General features: G+C 72.1%; 16 protein-coding genes. 12 read left to right on the top strand and 4 right to left on the bottom strand.

Features of this window, described 5'->3' with window-relative positions:
* The 8 genes from HLB15_RS04180 to HLB15_RS04145 form a co-directional block, all read left to right on the top strand.
* The coding region (locus HLB15_RS04180) for a TadA family conjugal transfer-associated ATPase (RefSeq protein ID WP_171103990.1) at positions 1 to 1,528 on the top strand (1,528 nt) is incomplete at its 5' end.
* Complete coding sequence (locus HLB15_RS04175) at positions 1,525 to 2,403, top strand: type II secretion system F family protein (RefSeq protein ID WP_171103988.1); 879 nt, start codon at positions 1,525 to 1,527, stop codon at positions 2,401 to 2,403. The genes HLB15_RS04180 and HLB15_RS04175, both read left to right, overlap by 4 nt.
* Positions 2,404 to 2,431: 28 nt before the next feature.
* The gene (locus HLB15_RS04170) at positions 2,432 to 3,325 is read left to right on the top strand and encodes a type II secretion system F family protein (RefSeq protein WP_171103986.1); all 894 of its coding nucleotides are present in this window, start codon (positions 2,432 to 2,434) and stop codon (positions 3,323 to 3,325) included.
* Positions 3,326 to 3,387: 62 nt separating this feature from the next.
* A complete protein-coding gene (locus tag HLB15_RS04165) occupies positions 3,388 to 3,687 on the top strand; it encodes a hypothetical protein (RefSeq protein ID WP_171103984.1) in 300 nt (99 codons plus the stop codon).
* Between the two features lie 3 nt (positions 3,688 to 3,690).
* The gene (locus tag HLB15_RS04160; RefSeq protein WP_171103981.1) at positions 3,691 to 4,068 is read left to right on the top strand and encodes a TadE/TadG family type IV pilus assembly protein; all 378 of its coding nucleotides are present in this window, start codon (positions 3,691 to 3,693) and stop codon (positions 4,066 to 4,068) included.
* Positions 4,065 to 4,502, top strand: a complete 438-nt coding sequence (locus HLB15_RS04155) for a TadE/TadG family type IV pilus assembly protein (RefSeq protein WP_171103979.1) — start codon at positions 4,065 to 4,067, stop codon at positions 4,500 to 4,502. The genes HLB15_RS04160 and HLB15_RS04155 overlap by 4 nt, the downstream gene beginning before the upstream one ends.
* Positions 4,499 to 4,957: a pilus assembly protein TadG-related protein gene (locus tag HLB15_RS04150; RefSeq protein ID WP_171103977.1), complete on the top strand. Its 459-nt coding sequence runs from the start codon at positions 4,499 to 4,501 to the stop codon at positions 4,955 to 4,957. Before HLB15_RS04155 ends, HLB15_RS04150 begins: the two co-directional genes overlap by 4 nt.
* Positions 4,957 to 9,558, top strand: a complete 4,602-nt coding sequence (locus HLB15_RS04145) for a LysM peptidoglycan-binding domain-containing protein (RefSeq protein WP_171103975.1) — start codon at positions 4,957 to 4,959, stop codon at positions 9,556 to 9,558. Before HLB15_RS04150 ends, HLB15_RS04145 begins: the two co-directional genes overlap by 1 nt.
* A gap of 79 nt (positions 9,559 to 9,637) precedes the next feature.
* Here HLB15_RS04145 and HLB15_RS04140 read toward each other — a convergent pair whose 3' ends face one another.
* Entirely contained in the window at positions 9,638 to 9,844 is a 207-nt protein-coding gene (locus HLB15_RS04140) for a hypothetical protein (RefSeq protein WP_171103973.1), read from the bottom strand.
* 170 nt (positions 9,845 to 10,014) lie between these two features.
* Here HLB15_RS04140 and HLB15_RS04135 point away from each other — a divergent pair, with 170 nt between their 5' ends.
* Positions 10,015 to 10,611, top strand: coding sequence for a DUF6318 family protein (locus HLB15_RS04135; RefSeq protein ID WP_171103972.1), 597 nt, complete (start codon positions 10,015 to 10,017; stop codon positions 10,609 to 10,611).
* A complete protein-coding gene (locus tag HLB15_RS04130; protein WP_171103970.1) occupies positions 10,608 to 11,489 on the top strand; it encodes a hypothetical protein in 882 nt (293 codons plus the stop codon). The genes HLB15_RS04135 and HLB15_RS04130 overlap by 4 nt, the downstream gene beginning before the upstream one ends.
* An 8-nt stretch (positions 11,490 to 11,497) precedes the next feature.
* On the opposite strand, the gene HLB15_RS04125 is transcribed toward HLB15_RS04130, so the two are convergent.
* Complete coding sequence (locus HLB15_RS04125; RefSeq protein WP_171103968.1) at positions 11,498 to 12,025, bottom strand: PDDEXK nuclease domain-containing protein; 528 nt, start codon at positions 12,023 to 12,025, stop codon at positions 11,498 to 11,500.
* Between the two features lie 198 nt (positions 12,026 to 12,223).
* On the opposite strand from HLB15_RS04125, the gene HLB15_RS04120 reads away from it, so the two are divergent.
* Both HLB15_RS04120 and HLB15_RS04115 read left to right on the top strand, forming a co-directional pair.
* Positions 12,224 to 12,937: a hypothetical protein gene (locus tag HLB15_RS04120; RefSeq protein ID WP_171103966.1), complete on the top strand. Its 714-nt coding sequence runs from the start codon at positions 12,224 to 12,226 to the stop codon at positions 12,935 to 12,937.
* 836 nt (positions 12,938 to 13,773) lie between these two features.
* A complete protein-coding gene (locus HLB15_RS04115; protein ID WP_171103964.1) occupies positions 13,774 to 13,911 on the top strand; it encodes a hypothetical protein in 138 nt (45 codons plus the stop codon).
* A gap of 16 nt (positions 13,912 to 13,927) precedes the next feature.
* Here HLB15_RS04115 and HLB15_RS04110 read toward each other — a convergent pair whose 3' ends face one another.
* Positions 13,928 to 14,638, bottom strand: coding sequence for a DNA-binding transcriptional response regulator (locus HLB15_RS04110; protein WP_171103962.1), 711 nt, complete (start codon positions 14,636 to 14,638; stop codon positions 13,928 to 13,930).
* Between the two features lie 28 nt (positions 14,639 to 14,666).
* The gene (locus tag HLB15_RS04105) at positions 14,667 to 17,942 is read right to left on the bottom strand and encodes a DEAD/DEAH box helicase (protein ID WP_171103959.1); all 3,276 of its coding nucleotides are present in this window, start codon (positions 17,940 to 17,942) and stop codon (positions 14,667 to 14,669) included.
* Between the last annotated feature and the right edge of the window lie 40 nt (positions 17,943 to 17,982).

The raw sequence follows: 17,982 nt of genomic DNA, 5'->3' as shown, positions 1-17,982 counted from the left end.
GACCCCGCCGCAGAACACGTGGACCGCGTCCGTCGAGCAGACCGCGCGCCCCGCGGGCCCGCAGCCGGCCCGGACACCGCAGCCAGGTGGTGCGCCCGGCGGGAACGGCGCGTCGTCGGGCGGCGCGGCCTCGCCCTGGGTGGGCGCCGTGGCACGGGCCGAGCGCGAGTACCACGGCCAGCCGGGCAACCCCCGCCTGCGCGACGCCGAGTTCTGGCGGCAGGTCAACAGCCTGCGCGGCGAGGTCTCCTCACGGCTCACGACGGCGCTCTCGACGCGGGAGCTGGACGAGGAGCAGCGCGAGGCGCTGGGCCAGGAGCTCATCCAGCAGGTCGTGCGGGACCACAACGACGCCCTGCTCTCGGGCGGGCAGCGCAGCTGGACCACCGAGTACCAGGTCGAGGTCACGCGCGCCCTGTTCGACGCGCTGTTCCGCCTCGGGCGCCTGCAGCCGCTCATCGACACGCCCGACGTCGAGAACATCGAGATCACGGGCACGGCTCCCGTGCTCATGCTCATGGGCGACGGCCGCAGGACGTACGCCGAGCCGATCGCGGACTCCGACGCCGAGCTCATCGACTTCCTGCAGTTCCTCGCGTCGCGCGACCCCGCGAACGAGCGCTCGTTCACCCGCGCCAACCCGTTCCTCAACCTCGACCTGCCCGGCCGTGTGCGCCTCGCGGCCGTCGGCTGGGTCGTGCCGTGGCCGCGCGTGACGATCCGCCTCCAGCGCCTGCAGTCGGTGGACCTGGAGCTGCTGCGGCGCAACGGCACCGTCGACACGGTGCTCGCGGAGTTCCTCGGGGCGGCCGTGCGCGCGCGCAAGTCGATCGTCGTCTCCGGACAGGGCCAGGGCAGCGGCAAGACGACGCTGCTGCGCGCGCTGTGCGCGAGCCTCGACCCCTGGGAGTCGATCGCGACCATCGAGACCGACTACGAGCTCTACCTGCACCTCGAGCCCGAGAAGCACAAGCGCGTCGTCGCGCTGCGCACGCGCGAGGGCTCGGGCGAGATGAACACGTCGGGGCGGCGCGTCGGCGAGATCAACACGAACGTCAACGTGTACGAGTCGCTGCGCCACAACATCTCCCGCGTCATCGTCGGCGAGGTGCGCGGGCCCGAGATCGTGTCCATGTTCCAGGCGATGCAGATGGGCAACGGCTCGCTGTCGACCGTGCACGCCGACGGCGCGCGTGACGTCGTCGAGCGCCTCGTCGGCATGGCCGTGCAGGACTCGACGCTGTCGGAGACGTACGCCTACCGGCAGGTGGCGCAGTCGGTCGACCTCATCGTCTTCCTCCGGGTCGACGTCGGGCCGGACGGGCTGCGCACGCGGTACGTCTCGGAGGTCATCGAGGTGACGCGCGGCGAGGCGGGCAACCCCGTCGCGGTCACCGACGTCTTCCAGCCAGGACCCGACGGGCGCGCCGTACCGGGCGTGACGCCGTCGTTCCTGGCGGACCTCGAGGCCCAGGGCTTCGACGCCGGCCTGCTCAACTACCGCGACGGGCTGTGGGGGGAGGCATGACCACCCTCGTCGCCGTGCTCACCGGGCTCGCGCTGGGCCTGGGCGTGTGGTTCGTCGTCGTCGGCGCGCAGCGGTACGAACCGCGGCCCAGGCCTGCGCGGACCACCCCGCCGTTCCACGGGCTGCTCCGCCTCGTCGGCCTGACCAAGGGCGGGCCCCTGCACGCGCAGCGCCACCTGCTGGCAGTCGGGGCGGGGGCGGGCCTCGTGGTCGGGATCGTCACCGGCTGGTGGTCGCTCGTGCTCATCGTGCCGGTGCTGCTCGTGGGCCTGCCCGCCCTCTTCCGCACGACGACGCAGTCGGACGAGGTGGAGAAGCTCACGGACCTGACCGCCTGGGTGCGGTCGCTCATCGGCGTGCTGTCCGGCGGAGCCGTCGGGTTGGAGCAGGGTATTGCGGCAACCCTGCACAGCGCGGCGCCGTCGGTGCGGCCGTCGCTCGCCCGGCTCGTGGCACGCCTGGAGGCGCGGCAGCCGATCAAGCCCGCTCTGTACCGGTGGGCCGAGGAGATGGACGACTACTCGGCGGACATGATCGCCTCGGCGATGATCCTCGAGTCGGACAACCGCACGGGCGCCGTCGCGCCCGCGCTCCGGCAGCTCGCGGAGTCGCTCTCGGCGCAGGCCAAGGCGCGGCGCGAGATCGAGACCGAGCGCTCGACGGGCCGCGCGACCGTGCGCTGGGTGACGATCGTGACGCTCGTCGTGCTCGTGGCCACCGCGCTGTCGGGGTATCTCAGCGGCTACGCGACGCCGTTCGGGCAGGTCGTGGCGGTCGTCCTCTTCTCCGCGTACGTGGCGTGCCTGCTGTGGATGCGCAAGATCAGCCTCGGACGGCCGATCCCGCGGTTCCTGCCCGACGAGCGGGAGGCCTGACATGTGGCCGTGGGCGGTAGGCATCGGCGTGGTCGCGGGCCTCGGTCTGTTCCTCGTGGTGCGCGAGCTCCTGCCCTCGACGCCGCGACTGCAGTCCGCGCTGGACCGGCTCAGCGGCGAGGACCGGATCGAGCCCGTCACCGTGTCGGACGGCGTGGAGCTCACCGCGACCCAGCGGTACACCCAGCTGTTCGGGGCCTGGGCCCAGCGTCGGCTGCCCATGACGCTGCTGGGCCGCTGGGGGCCGACGCGCGCCGACCTCGACCTCATCGGCAAGACCGCGACCGACCACTACGGCGAGAAGGCGCTCGGCACGGTGATCGTGCTCGTGGCGGTGCCGTTCCTCGGCCTGTGCGTGAGCCTGCTCGACCTCGGGCTGCCGGTCGCCGTGCCGTTCGGCGTCGCGCTCCTGTTCGCCCTCGGCGCCTGGTTCCTGCCCGACCTCGACGCGCGGTCCAAGGCGAAGCGGGCGCGGCAGGAGTTCTCGCGCGCGGTGTCGACCTACCTGGAGCTGCTCGCGATCGAGCGCATCTCCGGCGCGGGAGCCACGCAGGCCACCTTCGCGGCGGCGCAGGTGGCGGGCTCGTGGCCGTTCCGGCGGATCGCGGCGGCCCTCGAGCGGAGCCGGTGGGAGGGCCAGGCACCGTGGGTGGCGCTGCGCGAGCTCGGCGAGGAGGTCGAGGTCGACGCGCTCGCCGAGGTGGCCGCGATCGTCGAGCTGGCAGGTACCCAGGGGTCCGCGATCCACGACCAGCTGCAGTCCAAGGCGGCGGCGATGCGCGACGCGCAGCTCGACGTCGAGCAGCAGCTCGCGCACGACGCGACGGTGCGGATGACCGTGCCCGGGACCATGACGGTGTTTGTGTACTTTTTGATGCTCATCTTCCCTATCGGGGTCACTATGTTTCAGACTGCACCCTGAGCCGTGTCACACGAGCCGGTTCTTACCCATTTGTTGAAGTCGACATCACCCCAGGAGTCACCATGAACCAGCACCTGAGCCAGGGCCGGGCAGCGGCGTCGCGCGCCGTGACGCGTGCGTCGCTCCGCGCTGCCGCGGCGCGCGGTCACGTCGACGCCCTCAACACCCGGTTCGCCGAACGCTCCGCCGAGCTGCGCCGGCGTCTCGACTCCCGCCGCGCGGGCGAGCCGGAGGAGGCGGGCCTCGAGTCGATCGAGGTCGTCGTGCTGTCCGTGGTGGGCCTCGGGATCGCGATCGCGCTCGGCGCGGCGATCAAGGGCCTCGTCGACCGCTACATGGCGCAGCTCGGCGGCGGTGGGTAGTCCATGGACGAACGCGGCGCCACCTCCATCCAGACGGTCCTCACGTACCCGATCGTGCTGATGCTCATCTTCGCGATGGTGCAGGGGATGCTGTGGTTCCACGCGCAGAACACCGCCCAGTCCGTGGCGAACGGTGCGGTCCAGGCCGCCCGCGTCGAGGGCGGGTCGGTCGACGCCGGGTACGCCGAGGCGTCGTCGCGGCTCGCCCGCGCGGGAGACGCCTTCGCGTCCGTGACCGTCTCGGTGGTGCGCGGCCAGGAGACGGCCACGGCGCGCGTGGTCGGGCTGGCGCCGTCGATCGTGCCCGGGTTCCGCGGGCTGCGGGTCGAGCAGTCGGCCACCGGCCCGGTCGAACGCTTCACCTCGGCGGTGGCGCCATGACCGACGGGCGACATCAGGTCAGGGAGCGCGGGAACGTCGCGATCAACACCGCGGTGGTCTTCCCCATGCTCCTGCTCATCGCACTGCTCCTCGTGATGGCGGGGCGGATCGTCCTGGCCGAGGGCGTGGTGCAGTCGGCGGCGAACGAGGCGGCGCGGGCCGCGTCGATCAGCCGGACGGCGGACGTCGCACAGGTCCAGGCGACGTCGACCGCCACGTCGACGCTGACCAACTCCGGCGTGCGCTGCGCGCAGACGGCCGTGCGGCCCACGACCGACGCGTTCGCGCTGCCGCTCGGCACGGTCGGGACCATCACCGTGCGCGTGGAGTGCGTGGTGCCCCTCAGCGACCTCGGCCTGCCGGGCGCGCCGGGAACACGCACGATCAGCGCGACGGGCACGTCGGTGCTCGACGCGTACCGGGGGCGGTCATGACCAGGGGGGTCGGGACGATGTCGTGGAGGCTGCGGCGGTCGCAGGGCCGCGAGCGCGGCGAGATCAACATCCTCGCGGCGGGGATGGTGCCCGCGCTCATCATCGCGATCGGCCTCGTGGTCGACGGCGGCGGGCGCCTGCACGCCCAGGACGAGGCGGAGTACGCGGCCGACCAGGCCGCGCGTGCCGCCGCGCAGCAGATCCGGATCGACCGCGCCCAGCGCGGCCTGCCGCCCGAGGTCGACCCGAACCGTGCCGCACAGGCCGCCGCCGAGACGCTCGGCGTGCTCGGCGTGCAGGGCGGTGTGACCGGGGTCGACGGCGCGACGGTGACCGTGGGGACCGAGGTCACCTACCGGACCACGTTCCTCACCCTGATCGGTATCAGCTCGCTCACCGTCTCGGCGGACGCCGAGGCGCGGGCAGTCCGCGGGATAGGACAGGAGGAGTCCTGATGAGCACCTCGACAGTCCAGGGCCGTGTCATGACGGGTCAGCCGGGCGGGCCGCAGCGGGGAGCGGGTGCGCGCGTCGCCAGAGGTCTCGGCGCCGTGCTGCTGCTGCTGGCGCTGGTCGTCGGGATCCCCGTGGGGCTGTGGGTGCTGGGCGGGCCGCTGTGGACGGGACCGGTCAGTCTCGACCGCGTGGTCGTGCTGCTCACGAGCCCCGACGTGACCGGCTCCGTGCTCATCGGCCTCGTCAAGGTCGTGGGCTGGCTGGCGTGGCTCACCTTCGCCGTCGCGGTGGTCATCGAGGTGGTCGCGGCACTGCGCGGCCGGCGCTCGCCGCACGTGCGGGGGCTCGGGGCACAGCAGCGCGCGGCCGCCGTGCTGGTCGGGGCCGTCATCACGATGCTCGTCGCCACGCCCTCGGTGCCGCCCGCGGCGGCCGCGCCCGCGCACGAGGAGGCCGGGCGGACCGGCACCGTGGCGACGGCGCCCGTCGCGTCGGACGCGGTCGGGCGGCAGGCCGCCGGCGCCGAGGCGTCCGCGCAGGAGGCCGCCGACGAGGCGCCGCCGGCCACCTACACGGTGCAGCCCGGCGACTCGCTGTGGCGCATCGCCGAGCAGACCCTGGGCGACGGCGCGCGGTTCAAGCAGATCGCCGACCTCAACTACGGCGTGGTGCAGGCCGACGGCGGCGCGCTCGACGCCGGCAACTGGATCGAGCCCGGATGGGTGCTCCGGCTGCCCGCCGAGGCCCGGGTGACGCCGACGTCCGGGGGCGCGGCGGAGGCCGACGGGCCGATCGCGATCGCGCCGTCCACGAGCACGTCCGAGACGGCTGGCGAGGGCGACGACCCCGAGGGTGCTGTCGACGTGCGCCGGAACGGGGCCGAGCAGGCCGCCGAGGTCGTCGTCGAGCGGGGGGACACGCTGTGGGGCATCGCCGAGGAGGAGCTCGGCGACGGGACCCGGTACCCCGAGGTGTACGAGGCCTCGCGGGACACGGTGCAGCCGGACGGGCGACGGCTCACGGATCCCGACCTCATCTACCCGGGCTGGACGGTGACCGTCCCGGGGGCGCAGGAGGACGCCGGGACGGACACCGGTGCTGACGGTGCTGGTGCTGACGGTGCTGGTGGTGACGGTGCTGGTGGTGACGGTGCTGGTGGTGACGGTGCGGGTGCTGACGGGTCGGACGCCGCGCCGGACGCCGGGGACGCCGGCGACGGCGGTGCCGACGCGGCCGGGCCGGACGGCGGGACCGACTCCGCGGCGCCGGGCGGCGAGGACGCCGCTGACGGCTCCGCGGCCCCGGACCAGGCCGAGCCCGGCGCGGAGGCCGAGGAGCAGGCGCAGGGGAGCGCCCCGGGCCGGGCGTTCGCGGGGCGGCCCGACTTCGACAAGCCGGGCGTGGACTCCGCGACGGGCGCCGCGGGCGGCAGGGACTCCGGTGAGCAGGCTGGTGAGCCGGCCGAGGAGGAGCCCACGGGCGGTGCGGAGACCGAGCGCACGCCGTCGACGGAGGTGACGCCGGAAGGCGCGGTCGAGGTCGAGCCGGACGACATCACCGAGCAGGGCGGCGACGCCCCGCAGAAGGAGACTCCGGCCGACGAGCGACCTGCGGGCGAGGCCCCGGCCACCGAGCGGCCGAACCGGGCCGGCCAGAACGCCGGGGAACGGCCGTCCAGCGGCGAGGGCGACTCGACCCGGCGCGACACCCCCGACCCCGCCGACGTCGGTACCGGCGCAGCGGGCCTCGGCGGACGCGACGAGCAGCAGGCCCCCGAGAAGGAGCCGGCCCCCGAGCGGACGGCCGACGGCATCCTCGTCCCGGAGGCGCCCCCTGCGCCCGAGCCGACCGAGGAGCCGCAGTACGAGCGGGTCACCCCGGAGGACCTCGAGAACGAGCCCGACCTCGACCGGTCCGCCCGCGACGACGCCACGCGCGACGCCGTCCCCTGGGAGAACCTCATCGCCGACGACCTCCTGCCGCGGGACGAGCCCGACGAGCCGACACGGACGACCGACTCCGGTGCGGGCACGACCTGGGGCGGCCCGGCATCGGGCGGCGCACGGAGCGGCGACGACGTGTCGACGGGCGGCGGCGGGAACGACGTCGTGGACGACGACCTCGTCGGCAGCGGCGCGGACGGCCTCCCGGAGCTCCCGGCACCCCTCGTCCCGGAGTCGGGCGCGACCACGACGTCGAGCGCGGCCGGCGGACTGCTGCCGCGCGGCGCGGGCGACGGACCCGTCGTCGGCGACGACGTCCCCGAGGTCGCCGTGGAGTCCGCGGCTCCGGACGCCGGCCTCGGGCCGGTCGACGTCGCCGGCGCGACGACGGCGGCACCCCAGCCCGCCTCGGAGGACGGCACGTCGCTGCTCGACGCCGTGGGCGGCGCGGTGTCGGACGCCGCCGACGAGGTCGTGGAGACGGTCGACGTGCGCACGGCCGCCGGCGTCGGCGGTCTGCTCGCAGCGGGACTGCTCGCGCTCGTCGCCGTGAAGCGCCGCCGCACCCACAAGGGCCGCGTGTCGGGCGAGACCATCGTGGTCCCCGGACCCGGGACGCCCGCCGGCGCGCTCGAGCGCGAGCTGCGCGCCGTCGAGGACCCCTTCGGCCGCGAGCAGGTGGACCAGGCGCTCCGTGGTCTCGCCCGGTGGCACAGCGACCGCGGCCTCCCGCTGCCGGCGGTGCGGATGGCGCGGCTCAAGAGCGGCGAGCTCGTCGAGCTCTACCTCGACAGCGCCGCCGACCTCCCCGAGCCGTGGGTCAGCACGACAGACCGACTGGTCTGGCAGCTCGCGGCCGGCGACGTGCCGGCGCCGCAGGGCGGTGCTGCCGTGGCCGGTGAGGCGCCCTACCCGGCGCTCGTGACCGTCGGCCACGACGACGAGGACTCGCACCTCATGGTCGACCTCGAGAACCTCGCGTGCCTCGACATCCGGGGCACGGACGCCGCAGCGCAGGCGACCCTCGCGGCGCTCGCGATCGAGCTGGCCACGAGCCTGTGGGCGGACGACCTGCAGGTGACCGTCGTGGGGGCGCTCGCCGAGCTGCCGGGCGTCGTCGACACGGGCCGGGTGCGGCACGTGCCCGGCCTGGCGGCGATCGTCCGGGAGCTGGAGGCCCGTGCCGCGGACGTCGAGCGCACGCTCCGCCAGGTCGGCGCCTCGTCGGTCGCCGACGCGCGGGGGCGCGGCGTCGCGACGGACGCGTGGACGCCCGAGATCCTGCTGGTGGGGGAGCGCCTGGGCCCGGACGAGCGCGCCACGCTGGAGAGCCTGGTCGAGCGCGTGCCGGGTGTGGGCATCGCGGCCGTCACGTCGGGCGCCGAGGTCGGCGACTGGGTGCTCGACCTGACGGGCGAGCTGACGGGCGGTGACACGACGCGCGGCATCCTCGTGCCCGCGTACGTCGCCGTGCGGCCGCAGCAGCTCGACGCCACCACGTACGCACAGGCCCTGTCCCTGCTCTCCGACCCGGAGACCACGGAGGGCGCGGCCTGGAGCCGGTCGATCGACCGCACGGAACCGACGCTGGAGGAGATCCCGATGGATGTTGTCCGCGACGGCGCGGCCGACTCGGACGTCACGGTGGGCCGCCCCACGGGCCTCGCGCCGTCGGCGGGCTACGCGACGGGGACGGTCGGCGGCGCGGCGGGAGCGGTGCGTGAGCCCGTGCCCGCGGGTTTCTCGCCCTGGGCGACCGCGGCCGTGAGCGTCGCGACGCCACCCCACGGGACGCCCGTGGTCACGGGACCGGACGGTCCGGGCACCGCTGCGGGTGCGGGCGGGGAGTCGAACCCGCCCCCGGAGGAGCCGCCGGGCCCGCCGATGGTGCGGGTGCTGGGCCGGGTGGAGCTCTCGGGCACCACGGGTGTGGAGCTCCCGTCGACGCACCAGCGCCAGGCGACCGAGCTCATCGCCTTCCTCGCGTTCAACCCCGGTTCCCGCGGGTCGGACATCTCGAAGGCGCTCTGGCCCACGCGCGAGCCCAACCTGGCCACGCGGCGCTCCGCGGTCTCCCGCGCGCGCCGGTGGCTCGGCGTCGACGGCGAGGGCTACGAGTACCTCCCGCGCTACTGGTCCGCGGACGACGGCGGGCAGGCCGACCTGGAGTCCGCCGGCTACCGGCTGCGCGGGGTGACGACCGACTGGCACCGGTTCTGCGACCTCGTGGGCCCCGACCTCACGCAGACGCCGACCGAGGACCTGCTCACCGCGCTCGAGCTGGTGCGCGGTCGGCCGTTCGAGGGGGTGCCGCTGCGCAAGTACGCCTGGGCGGAGCAGCTGATGCACACCATCTCCTCCGGCGTCGTGGACGTGTCCCACGAGGTCGCCCGGCGCGCCCTGCTCGCGGGCGACGTGGCGACGGCGCGGCACGCCTCCCAGGTGGGCCGCCTGGCCGACCCGGTGGACGAGCGGTCGTGGCGGAACGGCATCCGGGCCGAGCTGGCGTCGGGCCGTCGCGACGCGGTCGGTCGGCTCGTGGACCGGCTGCGCGACCACCTGGAGCAGCTCGCCATGGAGCCCGAGCCCGACACCGAGGAGTTGCTCGCCCAGGTCGACGAGCAGGTGCGGCGCCGGGAGGCGGACGCCGACCGCTGACGAGCAGCAGGCACGGGCGACGGACAGCAGGCGCGAACTGCTGTCCGTCGTTCTCGTGTGCCGAGACGGGTCCGGGTGCTCAGTCGAAGCCCCACGGGCCGGGCATGGGCGCGAGGTCGATGGCGATCGTGTCGGCGTCCTCGGCGGTGAGGCGCGAGAGCAGCTCCCGCAGGGCGGACTCGGCGTCGTCCAGCAGGGCCGCACGGGCGATCGCCCCGGGCACGCCGACGGCGTGCAGCGTCCATCGCTGCTCGCTCTGATAGGCGATCACGGCGTACGTGGTCATGGAGCAAGCCTGTAGAGCACCTACAGGTTCTGTCATCTAGACCATGGTAAAGATGCTTCTATGCACAGTTGTCCACAGGGTCCACCGCGATCACTTTCCGGATCGACGGGGCGTCGTTAGCGTCGTTCCCAGTCGTTGCGGATGGGCAACGGCGGGCCGGAGGCAGGGGGATGCTGATGCGCGGTGTGCGTGCGGGCCTGGGTGTGCTGGTGGGGTTGGCGTTGCTGGGTCCGGTGCTGATGGGATGCACGGACTCGGCGGCCGAACCTGACGACGGTGCCTCGTCGCCGAGGGTGTCGGCGGAGACGTCGGCATCGCCGTCCCCGTCGGCGCCGGCGAAGCCGGAGCGGCCCGAGGCGATGAACCGCGACGACGCGGAGGGGGCGGCTGCGGCGGCGGAGTACTTCATCGAGCTCTACCCGTATGTGATGGCGACGGGGGACACGGAGGAGTTCGAGGCGATGTCGCATCGGGCTTGTGGGTTTTGTTCACAGGCTCTGGAGGACGTGAGCCGGGCGCAGGCGCAGGACCGGGCTTACGAAGGCGGCGAGATAGCGATGACCCTTGTGGAGCAATACGAAAGGGACGAGGTCACCGGGATCTATCCGTTGGACGTCGAGGTGACGCAGCAGGCATCTCGTACGACAGCCGCTGATGGTTCCGTCGTGTCGTCGGCAGAAGAGAGCGTGTCCGAGCACCGCGTGGAGATGGGCCGCAGGAACGGGCGTTGGGTGGTCGTCGCGATTGCTCCTAGGGCGGAGTCATGAGCGGACTCAAGGCCCTCGGCCTTGTACTTGGCGTAGCTCTGTCTCTGGGGTCGTCGGACGAGCAGCCGACTTTCAGTGGCACCTCAGAACACGACCAAATCTCAGTCGAAGCAGTGGTGCCTATGCAGGGCGGAATTGGTTCGGGCGCTGACTCTCGCTTCGTGCCGCGTGAGGTGCCAGAGCCCCCCATCCGTCAATGGCGGACCACGCCCGCCCTCTGCTTCCTCCGTGATCTGGCCGGGGCTACCGTTCTCGCGGAATCGTGCGACGAAGGACATCAGCTCGCCTACGCCGGCATCGAGTGCGACGAGGACGAGCGCGCCGTGGGCGCACTCTTCGAGCAGCGACGAGGGGACGAGGGTTGGTCCGACGCAGAGCTCGTGGAGGAGGAGTCGTGCCTCGCCGAGGCGCGCCAGCAGGTCGACATCCCTGCGGCTGCCGCACGCATGTTCCGTGAGATGGAGATCGAGCCGTCGCAGATCACCGTGCAGCCACCGGACGGCTGGACGCTCGTCAACGTGGACACGATCGCGTACACCGAGGCCGTCCCCCGAACAGTGAGCACGCAGTTGTTCGGGATCCCTGTCGAGATTCGCGCCGTGCCGAGTGCCTATGCCTGGGACTTCGGTGACGGCTCCGCGCCGCTCAGCACCACCGATCCGGGCGCGCCGTATCCGGCACACACCGTCGCCCACGCCTATGCCGACACCGGCGCGGCGACTATCTCGCTCACCACGACGTGGCGCGGGCAGTTCCGGATCGCCGGTGAGCCGACGTGGCGCGACGTACCGGGAGAGGCGACGACGACGTCCTCATCGGACCCCCTGGAGATCCTGGCGGCGCGCGCACGGCTGGTCGAGGACCTCTACGGCGGATGACCCCGTCGTCACACCGGTTGGTTCCGAGGAGCGGTGGAGTCGAGGCAGCGTCCGATCAGCTCGGTCAGCTCGAGCCCGGTCGGCAGCTCGGAGCGTCGGTCGGGCTCGACGTCGTCGTAGAGGGTGACCACCACGGGACCGGGGTCCTGGTCGGTGCCGGCGTCGGTGCAGAGCAGGGCACCGACAGTGGAGCCCTGCACCTCGGGGACCCGGACGAGGGCGTCGACGAGGCCGAGGACATGGCGGCAGCGGTCGACCAGCGCGGGGTCGAAACGGCCGACGTGGACAGTGAGCACGACGTAGCGCATCTGGGTGACGTGGAAGAGCAGGAGGTCGATCACGTGGATCTCACCGCCCTCGGGAATCTGCACGTGCCGGTCGACCAGACACATCTGGCGGGCCGGGACAGCGAGCGTCTCCGCGAGGTGGTCCACGACGACGCTGGCGAAGGAGCGCCGGATCGCCTGGACCAGTTCGCCGACCACATCCTCGAAGCCCTCCGGCCCGGCGTCCTCGGTGCGTTGAAAGAAGGTCATGAGCGCAATCCTGTAGAGGTGGTGCGTGTTGCGCCACCCGAACCGTGATCCGGCAGTGAACAGGAGTGATCGTCGTGCCACGATGGCGTCTCCATGACCCGTTGCTGGCTACTTGTTGTCCTGGGTTGGCGGGATGTTGTGAATTATCACGGAAGCACCTTGCCGAGAAGACGAACATGCCGCACCCTTGTTGCGGCCGTGTTCGCTGAGTTCTGCCCGACGTTGAGGGAGTCGCCCCGGATGGTCTCGTCCGCCATCACGCCCACGCGCACCATCGCCGTCCTCATCGGGATCGCAGTCCTTGCGGTAGCCGGGTTCGCGCTGGTGCGGTCGGGCGTGCTCAACCCCGGAAGCGTGCAGGGTGCGATCCCGGGTCCGGGCACGAGCTCCGCATCGCCGTCCGCTTCGATCTCGGCATCGGAAGACCCGTCGACCTCGCCGAGCGCGTCCCCGTCGCCGACGACTCCGGAGCAGATCAAGCAGAAGAACATCGCGGACGCCAAGGCCCGGCTCGTGGAGTACTACGAGGCGACGGCGCGAGTGGCGAACAGTGGATACAAGGATTGGGAACGGTCCCTGGTTCCGTTCTGGGGAAGTTTTGAGATTCGTGACGCCATGGGTGCTCTGTACTCGCAGAATTTAGAAGCCGGGTACTACACGACCGGCGCCGCAAAAATCGAATCCGCCCAAAACACCGGCTATCGGGCGGCCGAGGCCGGGTACGAGCGCGCATCGTTCGAGGTTTGTGTCGACTTCTCCCAAGTTAAGACGTTCGAAGAAAATGGCACACAGATGCAACGCCAGGCGGGCGCTCCAACCCGCTACTACATCTCGTATGAAATGCGACACCACGGCACTGAACGCGGTTGGGCAATTGACGACGAGGACCGGCAGGTGGAGCGAGCATGTTGATATCTCGTGTGCGAAATGTAAATCGCTTTGCTTGGCTCTTGACGACTATGTCGGTGCTTGCGTTGTCGTTCATTGTCGCTCCAGCGACGCCCGCCGCATCCGCAGACTGTAGGGAAGTCGCCCAGCCGGACGGCACCGTTATAACGATCTGCGAAGACGAAGATGGCGGTGGTGGAGGTGGCGACGGTGATGGAGAGGGTGGGGGAGACAACCAGGGACCGCGGACCTGTCGGCTGGAAGGTCGCGAAATCCCTTGTACCTCCGAGTTCGGAGTGTGGGACGGGTATTGCTACGTTCGGGTCGTGACGGACGATCCAAATGTGCACCAGGACGTTTGGGGTGAACATACGGACGGAGTGATCGTCGAGTGCAGTCCTATCGACTGCGTCGGTGGGCCGGATCCGTGTCCCGACGCGCACCTTGATTGGGCGCCAAGCGGTCCGGCGGCAGCCGGTCCATCAGCCGAGGAGCTAGCTCGTCGAGCCGTAGCCTCGATGGGCCTGACGATGGGCGAGATCGGTTCTACACCTCCCGCCTCGGCGAGCAACATCGCCTCGGTGGGGACGATCGGTCTACCGGTCTGGTTGTGGATCGCTGATCGTGCCGAGAACACTGTCGGACCTATCACCCGTTCGGCAAGCGATGGCGGCCTGTCTGTCACCGCGACTGGTACGTTGAATCGAGTCGAATGGACTCTGACATCGAGTGACGGTGCGATCGTGGGGTCAATCTCATGTGAGGGCGCGAACGCTGCCGGGACTCCTTTCGACGGACGGAATACGGCGGAGCCGTCGCCTACTTGTGGATTCGGTGCTGATCTAAACAGAACGCCGGGCGTGCTCACTCTGACAGGCACGGCGTACTGGGTCGTCGAATGGCAGGGTGGAGGCCAAAGCGGCCAGATCGAAGTGCCGCCGCAGTCCAACTCCACCCAGATCCGCATCGGCGAGCTCCAGGCCCTCCTCCACCGCTGAGCGGGGAGCCGGCGGCTCAGCCCGTCACGATCCCCAGCCCGCTCACGTACTCGACGAGCTCGAAGGTCGACCTCGTCACGAGCGTCACGCCGGCGGCCCGTGCCGCGTCCGCGTAGAGGCCGACATTGCCGTAGAGCGCGAACGGCGTCGCGGTGTCCCGGGCGCGCACCTGGTGGAGCAGCTGGAGGCCGGCGTCCGGCACCTCGGTGTCGGACTCGGTGCGGACCATGTCCGAGATGACGAGCCCGTACCGCCGCTGGTCGAGCAGGCGCAGGGCGTCCGAGGTCGAGCGCGCGATCTCGACGTGGATGCCATCCCTGCGCCACGTCTCGGCGAGCATCACGTTGTTCTCCGGGTGGTCGTCGACCCAGAGGATCGACCGTGGAGTCGCTCCGCCGCCAGGGGCCGGCTGATCGCCCGAGCCCCACGCGTCGTCGGCCGGGTCCTCGTCCGCAGGCACCGCCGTCGCGCCCGGACCCGCCTGCTCCGCGGCCTCCAGCCTGCGCTTCAGGGAGGCGAGCTCGAGCTGCAGGTCGGAGATCATGTCGGCCTGCTGGTCCGCCGCCTGCCTGAAGTTGAGGCGCTGGCCGCCGATCTCCAGCGTCACGTCGGCGGAGCTGCGCAGCTTCGCCAGCAGCTGACCGCCGAACACCAGCAGCACGACGATCACGAGCAGGGGCCACAGCAGGCTGGCGACCGCCCCGATCAGGTCAGCGACGTCGGACACGGGCCTCACCGTACCGGGAACGGGCAGGTCAGCCGTCCAGCAGCGCCCGGATGTCGTCCGCACCGAGCGCCCCGGAGAACACCTCGGCGTCGTCGCTCAGCACCGCGTCGAACAGACGGGCCTTGCGCTCCTTGAGCGCCATCACCTTGTCCTCGATGGTGTGCTCGGAGACCATCCGGAACACCATGACGTTGCGCGTCTGACCGATGCGGTGGGTGCGGTCGATCGCCTGCATCTCGGTGGCGGGGTTCCACCACGGGTCGAGGAGGTACACGTAGTCGGCCTCGGTGAGGTTCAGCCCGAACCCGCCCGCCTTGAGGCTGATCAGGAACACCGGCGCCGAACCGTCCTTGAAGCGGGCGATCACCTCGGGTCTCCTGCGCGTGGACCCGTCGAGGTACTCGTAGGGGATGCCCAGCTGGTCGCACACCTCGGCCGCCTTGGACAGGAACGACGTGAACTGGGAGAAGACGAGCGCGCGGTGCCCCTCGGCCGTGACCTCCGCGAGCTGCTCGGCCAGCAGCTCGAGCTTCGCCGACGGCACACCCTCGTACTCGGGATCCACGAGGGAGGCGTCGAGGGCCAGACGTCGCAGCGTGGTCAGGCCGCGGAACACGGCGACCCGGTTCTCGTCGAACGAGTCGAGCAGCCCGAGCAGGCGCGACCGCTCCCGCTGCAGGTGGGTGTCGTAGAGCCGACGGTGGGCCGCGTCGAGCGGGACGCGCAGCACCTGTTCCTGCCGCTCGGGCAGCTCCGGCGCCACCTGCTCCTTGGTGCGGCGCAGCATGAGCGGACGGATGCGGCGACGGAGCCGCGCGAGCAGCGGGCCGGAGTCGCCCTCACCGGAGACGGGTTTGACGTAGTCCTCCCGGAACTTCGACGCCGACCCGTACAGCCCCGGCGCGACGATCGCGAGCATCGCCCACAGCTCCATGAGGTTGTTCTCGAGCGGCGTGCCCGTGATGGCCAGCTTGAAGGGCGCCTTGAGGCGGCGCGCCGCCTCGTTGGCCCGGGTCTGGTGGTTCTTCGCGAACTGGGCCTCGTCCAGCACCAGCCCGCTCCAGCCGACGCCGGCGAACGCGTCATGGTCGAGCCGGAAGATCGCGTAGGACGTCACGACGACGTCGGCGCCCCGCGCGACCTCCGCCACGGTCACACCGGCCTTGCGCGCCGTCGTCGGCAGGGCCACCACACGCAGGTCCGGCGTGAACCGGGCGGCCTCCGCCACCCAGTTGCCCACCACCGAGGCCGGTGCGACCACCAGGAACGGCGGACGGTCGCTGTCGGCGGCCTCCTCGCGGGCCTGCGCCATGAACGCGAGGGTCTGGATCGTCTTGCCGAGCCCCATGTCGTCGGCGAGGATCCCGCCGAGCCCGTGCCGCCACAGGAAGGTCAGCCACTCGAAACCGCGCTGCTGGTAAGGACGCAGCTCCGCCTTGAGCCCCACCGGCGGTGCCAGCGGTCCGGGCCCGTCCACGCCCTCGTCGGTCAGGCGGACCAGGTCGGTCACGGAACGCCGCCACCGGTCGGACTGCTCGACGACGTCGGCGACCTCCTCGAGCTCGGCCCACAGCCCGGCGTTGAACCGGCTGATGCGGAGCTTCCCCGGCCGGTCGGACAGCCGCCGCGCCTCCTCGATGAGGGCCCGGAGCCGCGCGAACACGGGCAGGTCGGTGCGCAGCCACGTCCCGTCGGTCAGCATGAACCGCCGCTTGCCCCGGGCCAGCGCGTCGAACACCGGGCCGAACGGGATCTCGCGACCGTCGACCGTGACCATGACGCCGAGGTCGAACCAGTCCAGGTCCTCGCTGTCGGACGCGCGCATGCTGACGACAGGCGTGGCTTCCAGCCCGGCGTACTCGGGCAGGTCGGCGCTCTCGACGCGCACGTCGGGCAGCTCGCGGAGCACGGGCAGCACCGTCGTGGCGAAGTCCATCGCCTGCAGGTCGCGGAAGACCTCGGGAGCCACCCGGAAGTGCGCGAAGCCGGGGACCTCGCGCACCGCGTCGACGACCGCGCAGACGGTGGCGGACTCGGCCTCCAGGTCCCGCAGCTCCGCACCGGGCTCGAGCGCCGTCGTCAGCGGGTACTCGGCGTCCGACGGCGGGTAGGCCCACCACCACCGGACCCGGAGCTCCGCGGGCGACGGCGCCTCGACCGCGAGGACGAGCTGCGGCCGGGGCAGCTCGGGCAGCGGAACGTCGTCGTCGGCGCGCACGCGCACCTCGCGACGCAGCCGCGGCAGGTAGTCGGCCAGGAACTCGTCGACGGCGTCGGGCGGGACGGCGACGTCGGCGAGGTGGACCGCTGCGTGCTCCTGGTCGGTGAGCGGGGCAGGCGTCGGGCCCAGGACGACGGTGCGGCCGGACGGCGACTCCTCGACCGCGAACAGGCCGTGCCTGCCCAGCGTGCCCACGGTGGTCGCGCGGGTCGTCACGCCGTCGAAGGCGACCGTCCGCTCGAGGCGTGCGCCGCCGTCGGGCAGCGAGAGGTCCAGGGCGACGGAGGCCTCGCGGGCGACGCGCACGGTGTCCCGCTTCGACTTGGCGACGAGCTCGATGCCGAGGTCCGCCGCGTCGGCGAGGTGCCGCCAGAAGGGGCGGGGCAGCACGTCGTCGAGGTTCAGCCAGTCACCCGCACTGACGAAGCCGTAGCCGCGCGGGCTGGTCGCGCGCAGGGAGTCGAGCGTCGTGAACCACTCCCGGACCTCCGGGTCGATGCCGCGCAGGAAGCCGTTGCGGATGTAGTTCCAGGAGGCCGAGCCGCCGACCCACGCGCCGCGACCGTTGCGCTCCACGGGGCGCACGGAGAGCGACAGGTTGTCCGACGACGCCGTGCCGTCCACCCGGAACTGGAGCGCGAGCTGCGGAGCGGCCTCGTCCGGCCCCGTGCCGGGTGCCGGCGCGGCCGGGACGAGCCGCTCGACCGCCGCCTTCCAGGCGGGCACCTGCGGCGCGCGGCTCAGCGACGACGCGCTGCGCACCAGCGATGCCAGGCCGTCCGTGCCCGCCTCGAGGAGCGTGGCCGCCACGTGCTTGCAGGCCGACCCGACGGGGCACGTGCAGTCGGTGCCGACGACGACGCCCCCGCCGTTCCCGTCCGCCGCGAGCTCGACCGAGCACGAGTAGGCGCTGCGCCCGCTGCCCCGCACCCAGGAGACGAGGAGGTGCTCGTCGGGCACCCACTCCCACGAGATGACGCGCCCCTGCTGCTGGTAGTCCTCGCCGCGCAGGTACGCCCCGCTGCCCACCAGGAGCTTGATCGCCGCGGGGTGGACGCGGGGCACGGGCAGGGACGCTGACACCCCTCCATGGTTCCACGCGCCTCCGACACCCCCGCGGATC

Source organism: Promicromonospora citrea, from assembly GCF_013004695.1.
Lineage (GTDB): Bacteria > Actinomycetota > Actinomycetes > Actinomycetales > Cellulomonadaceae > Promicromonospora > Promicromonospora citrea.
This window is presented reverse-complemented; position numbering and strand designations above follow the sequence as displayed.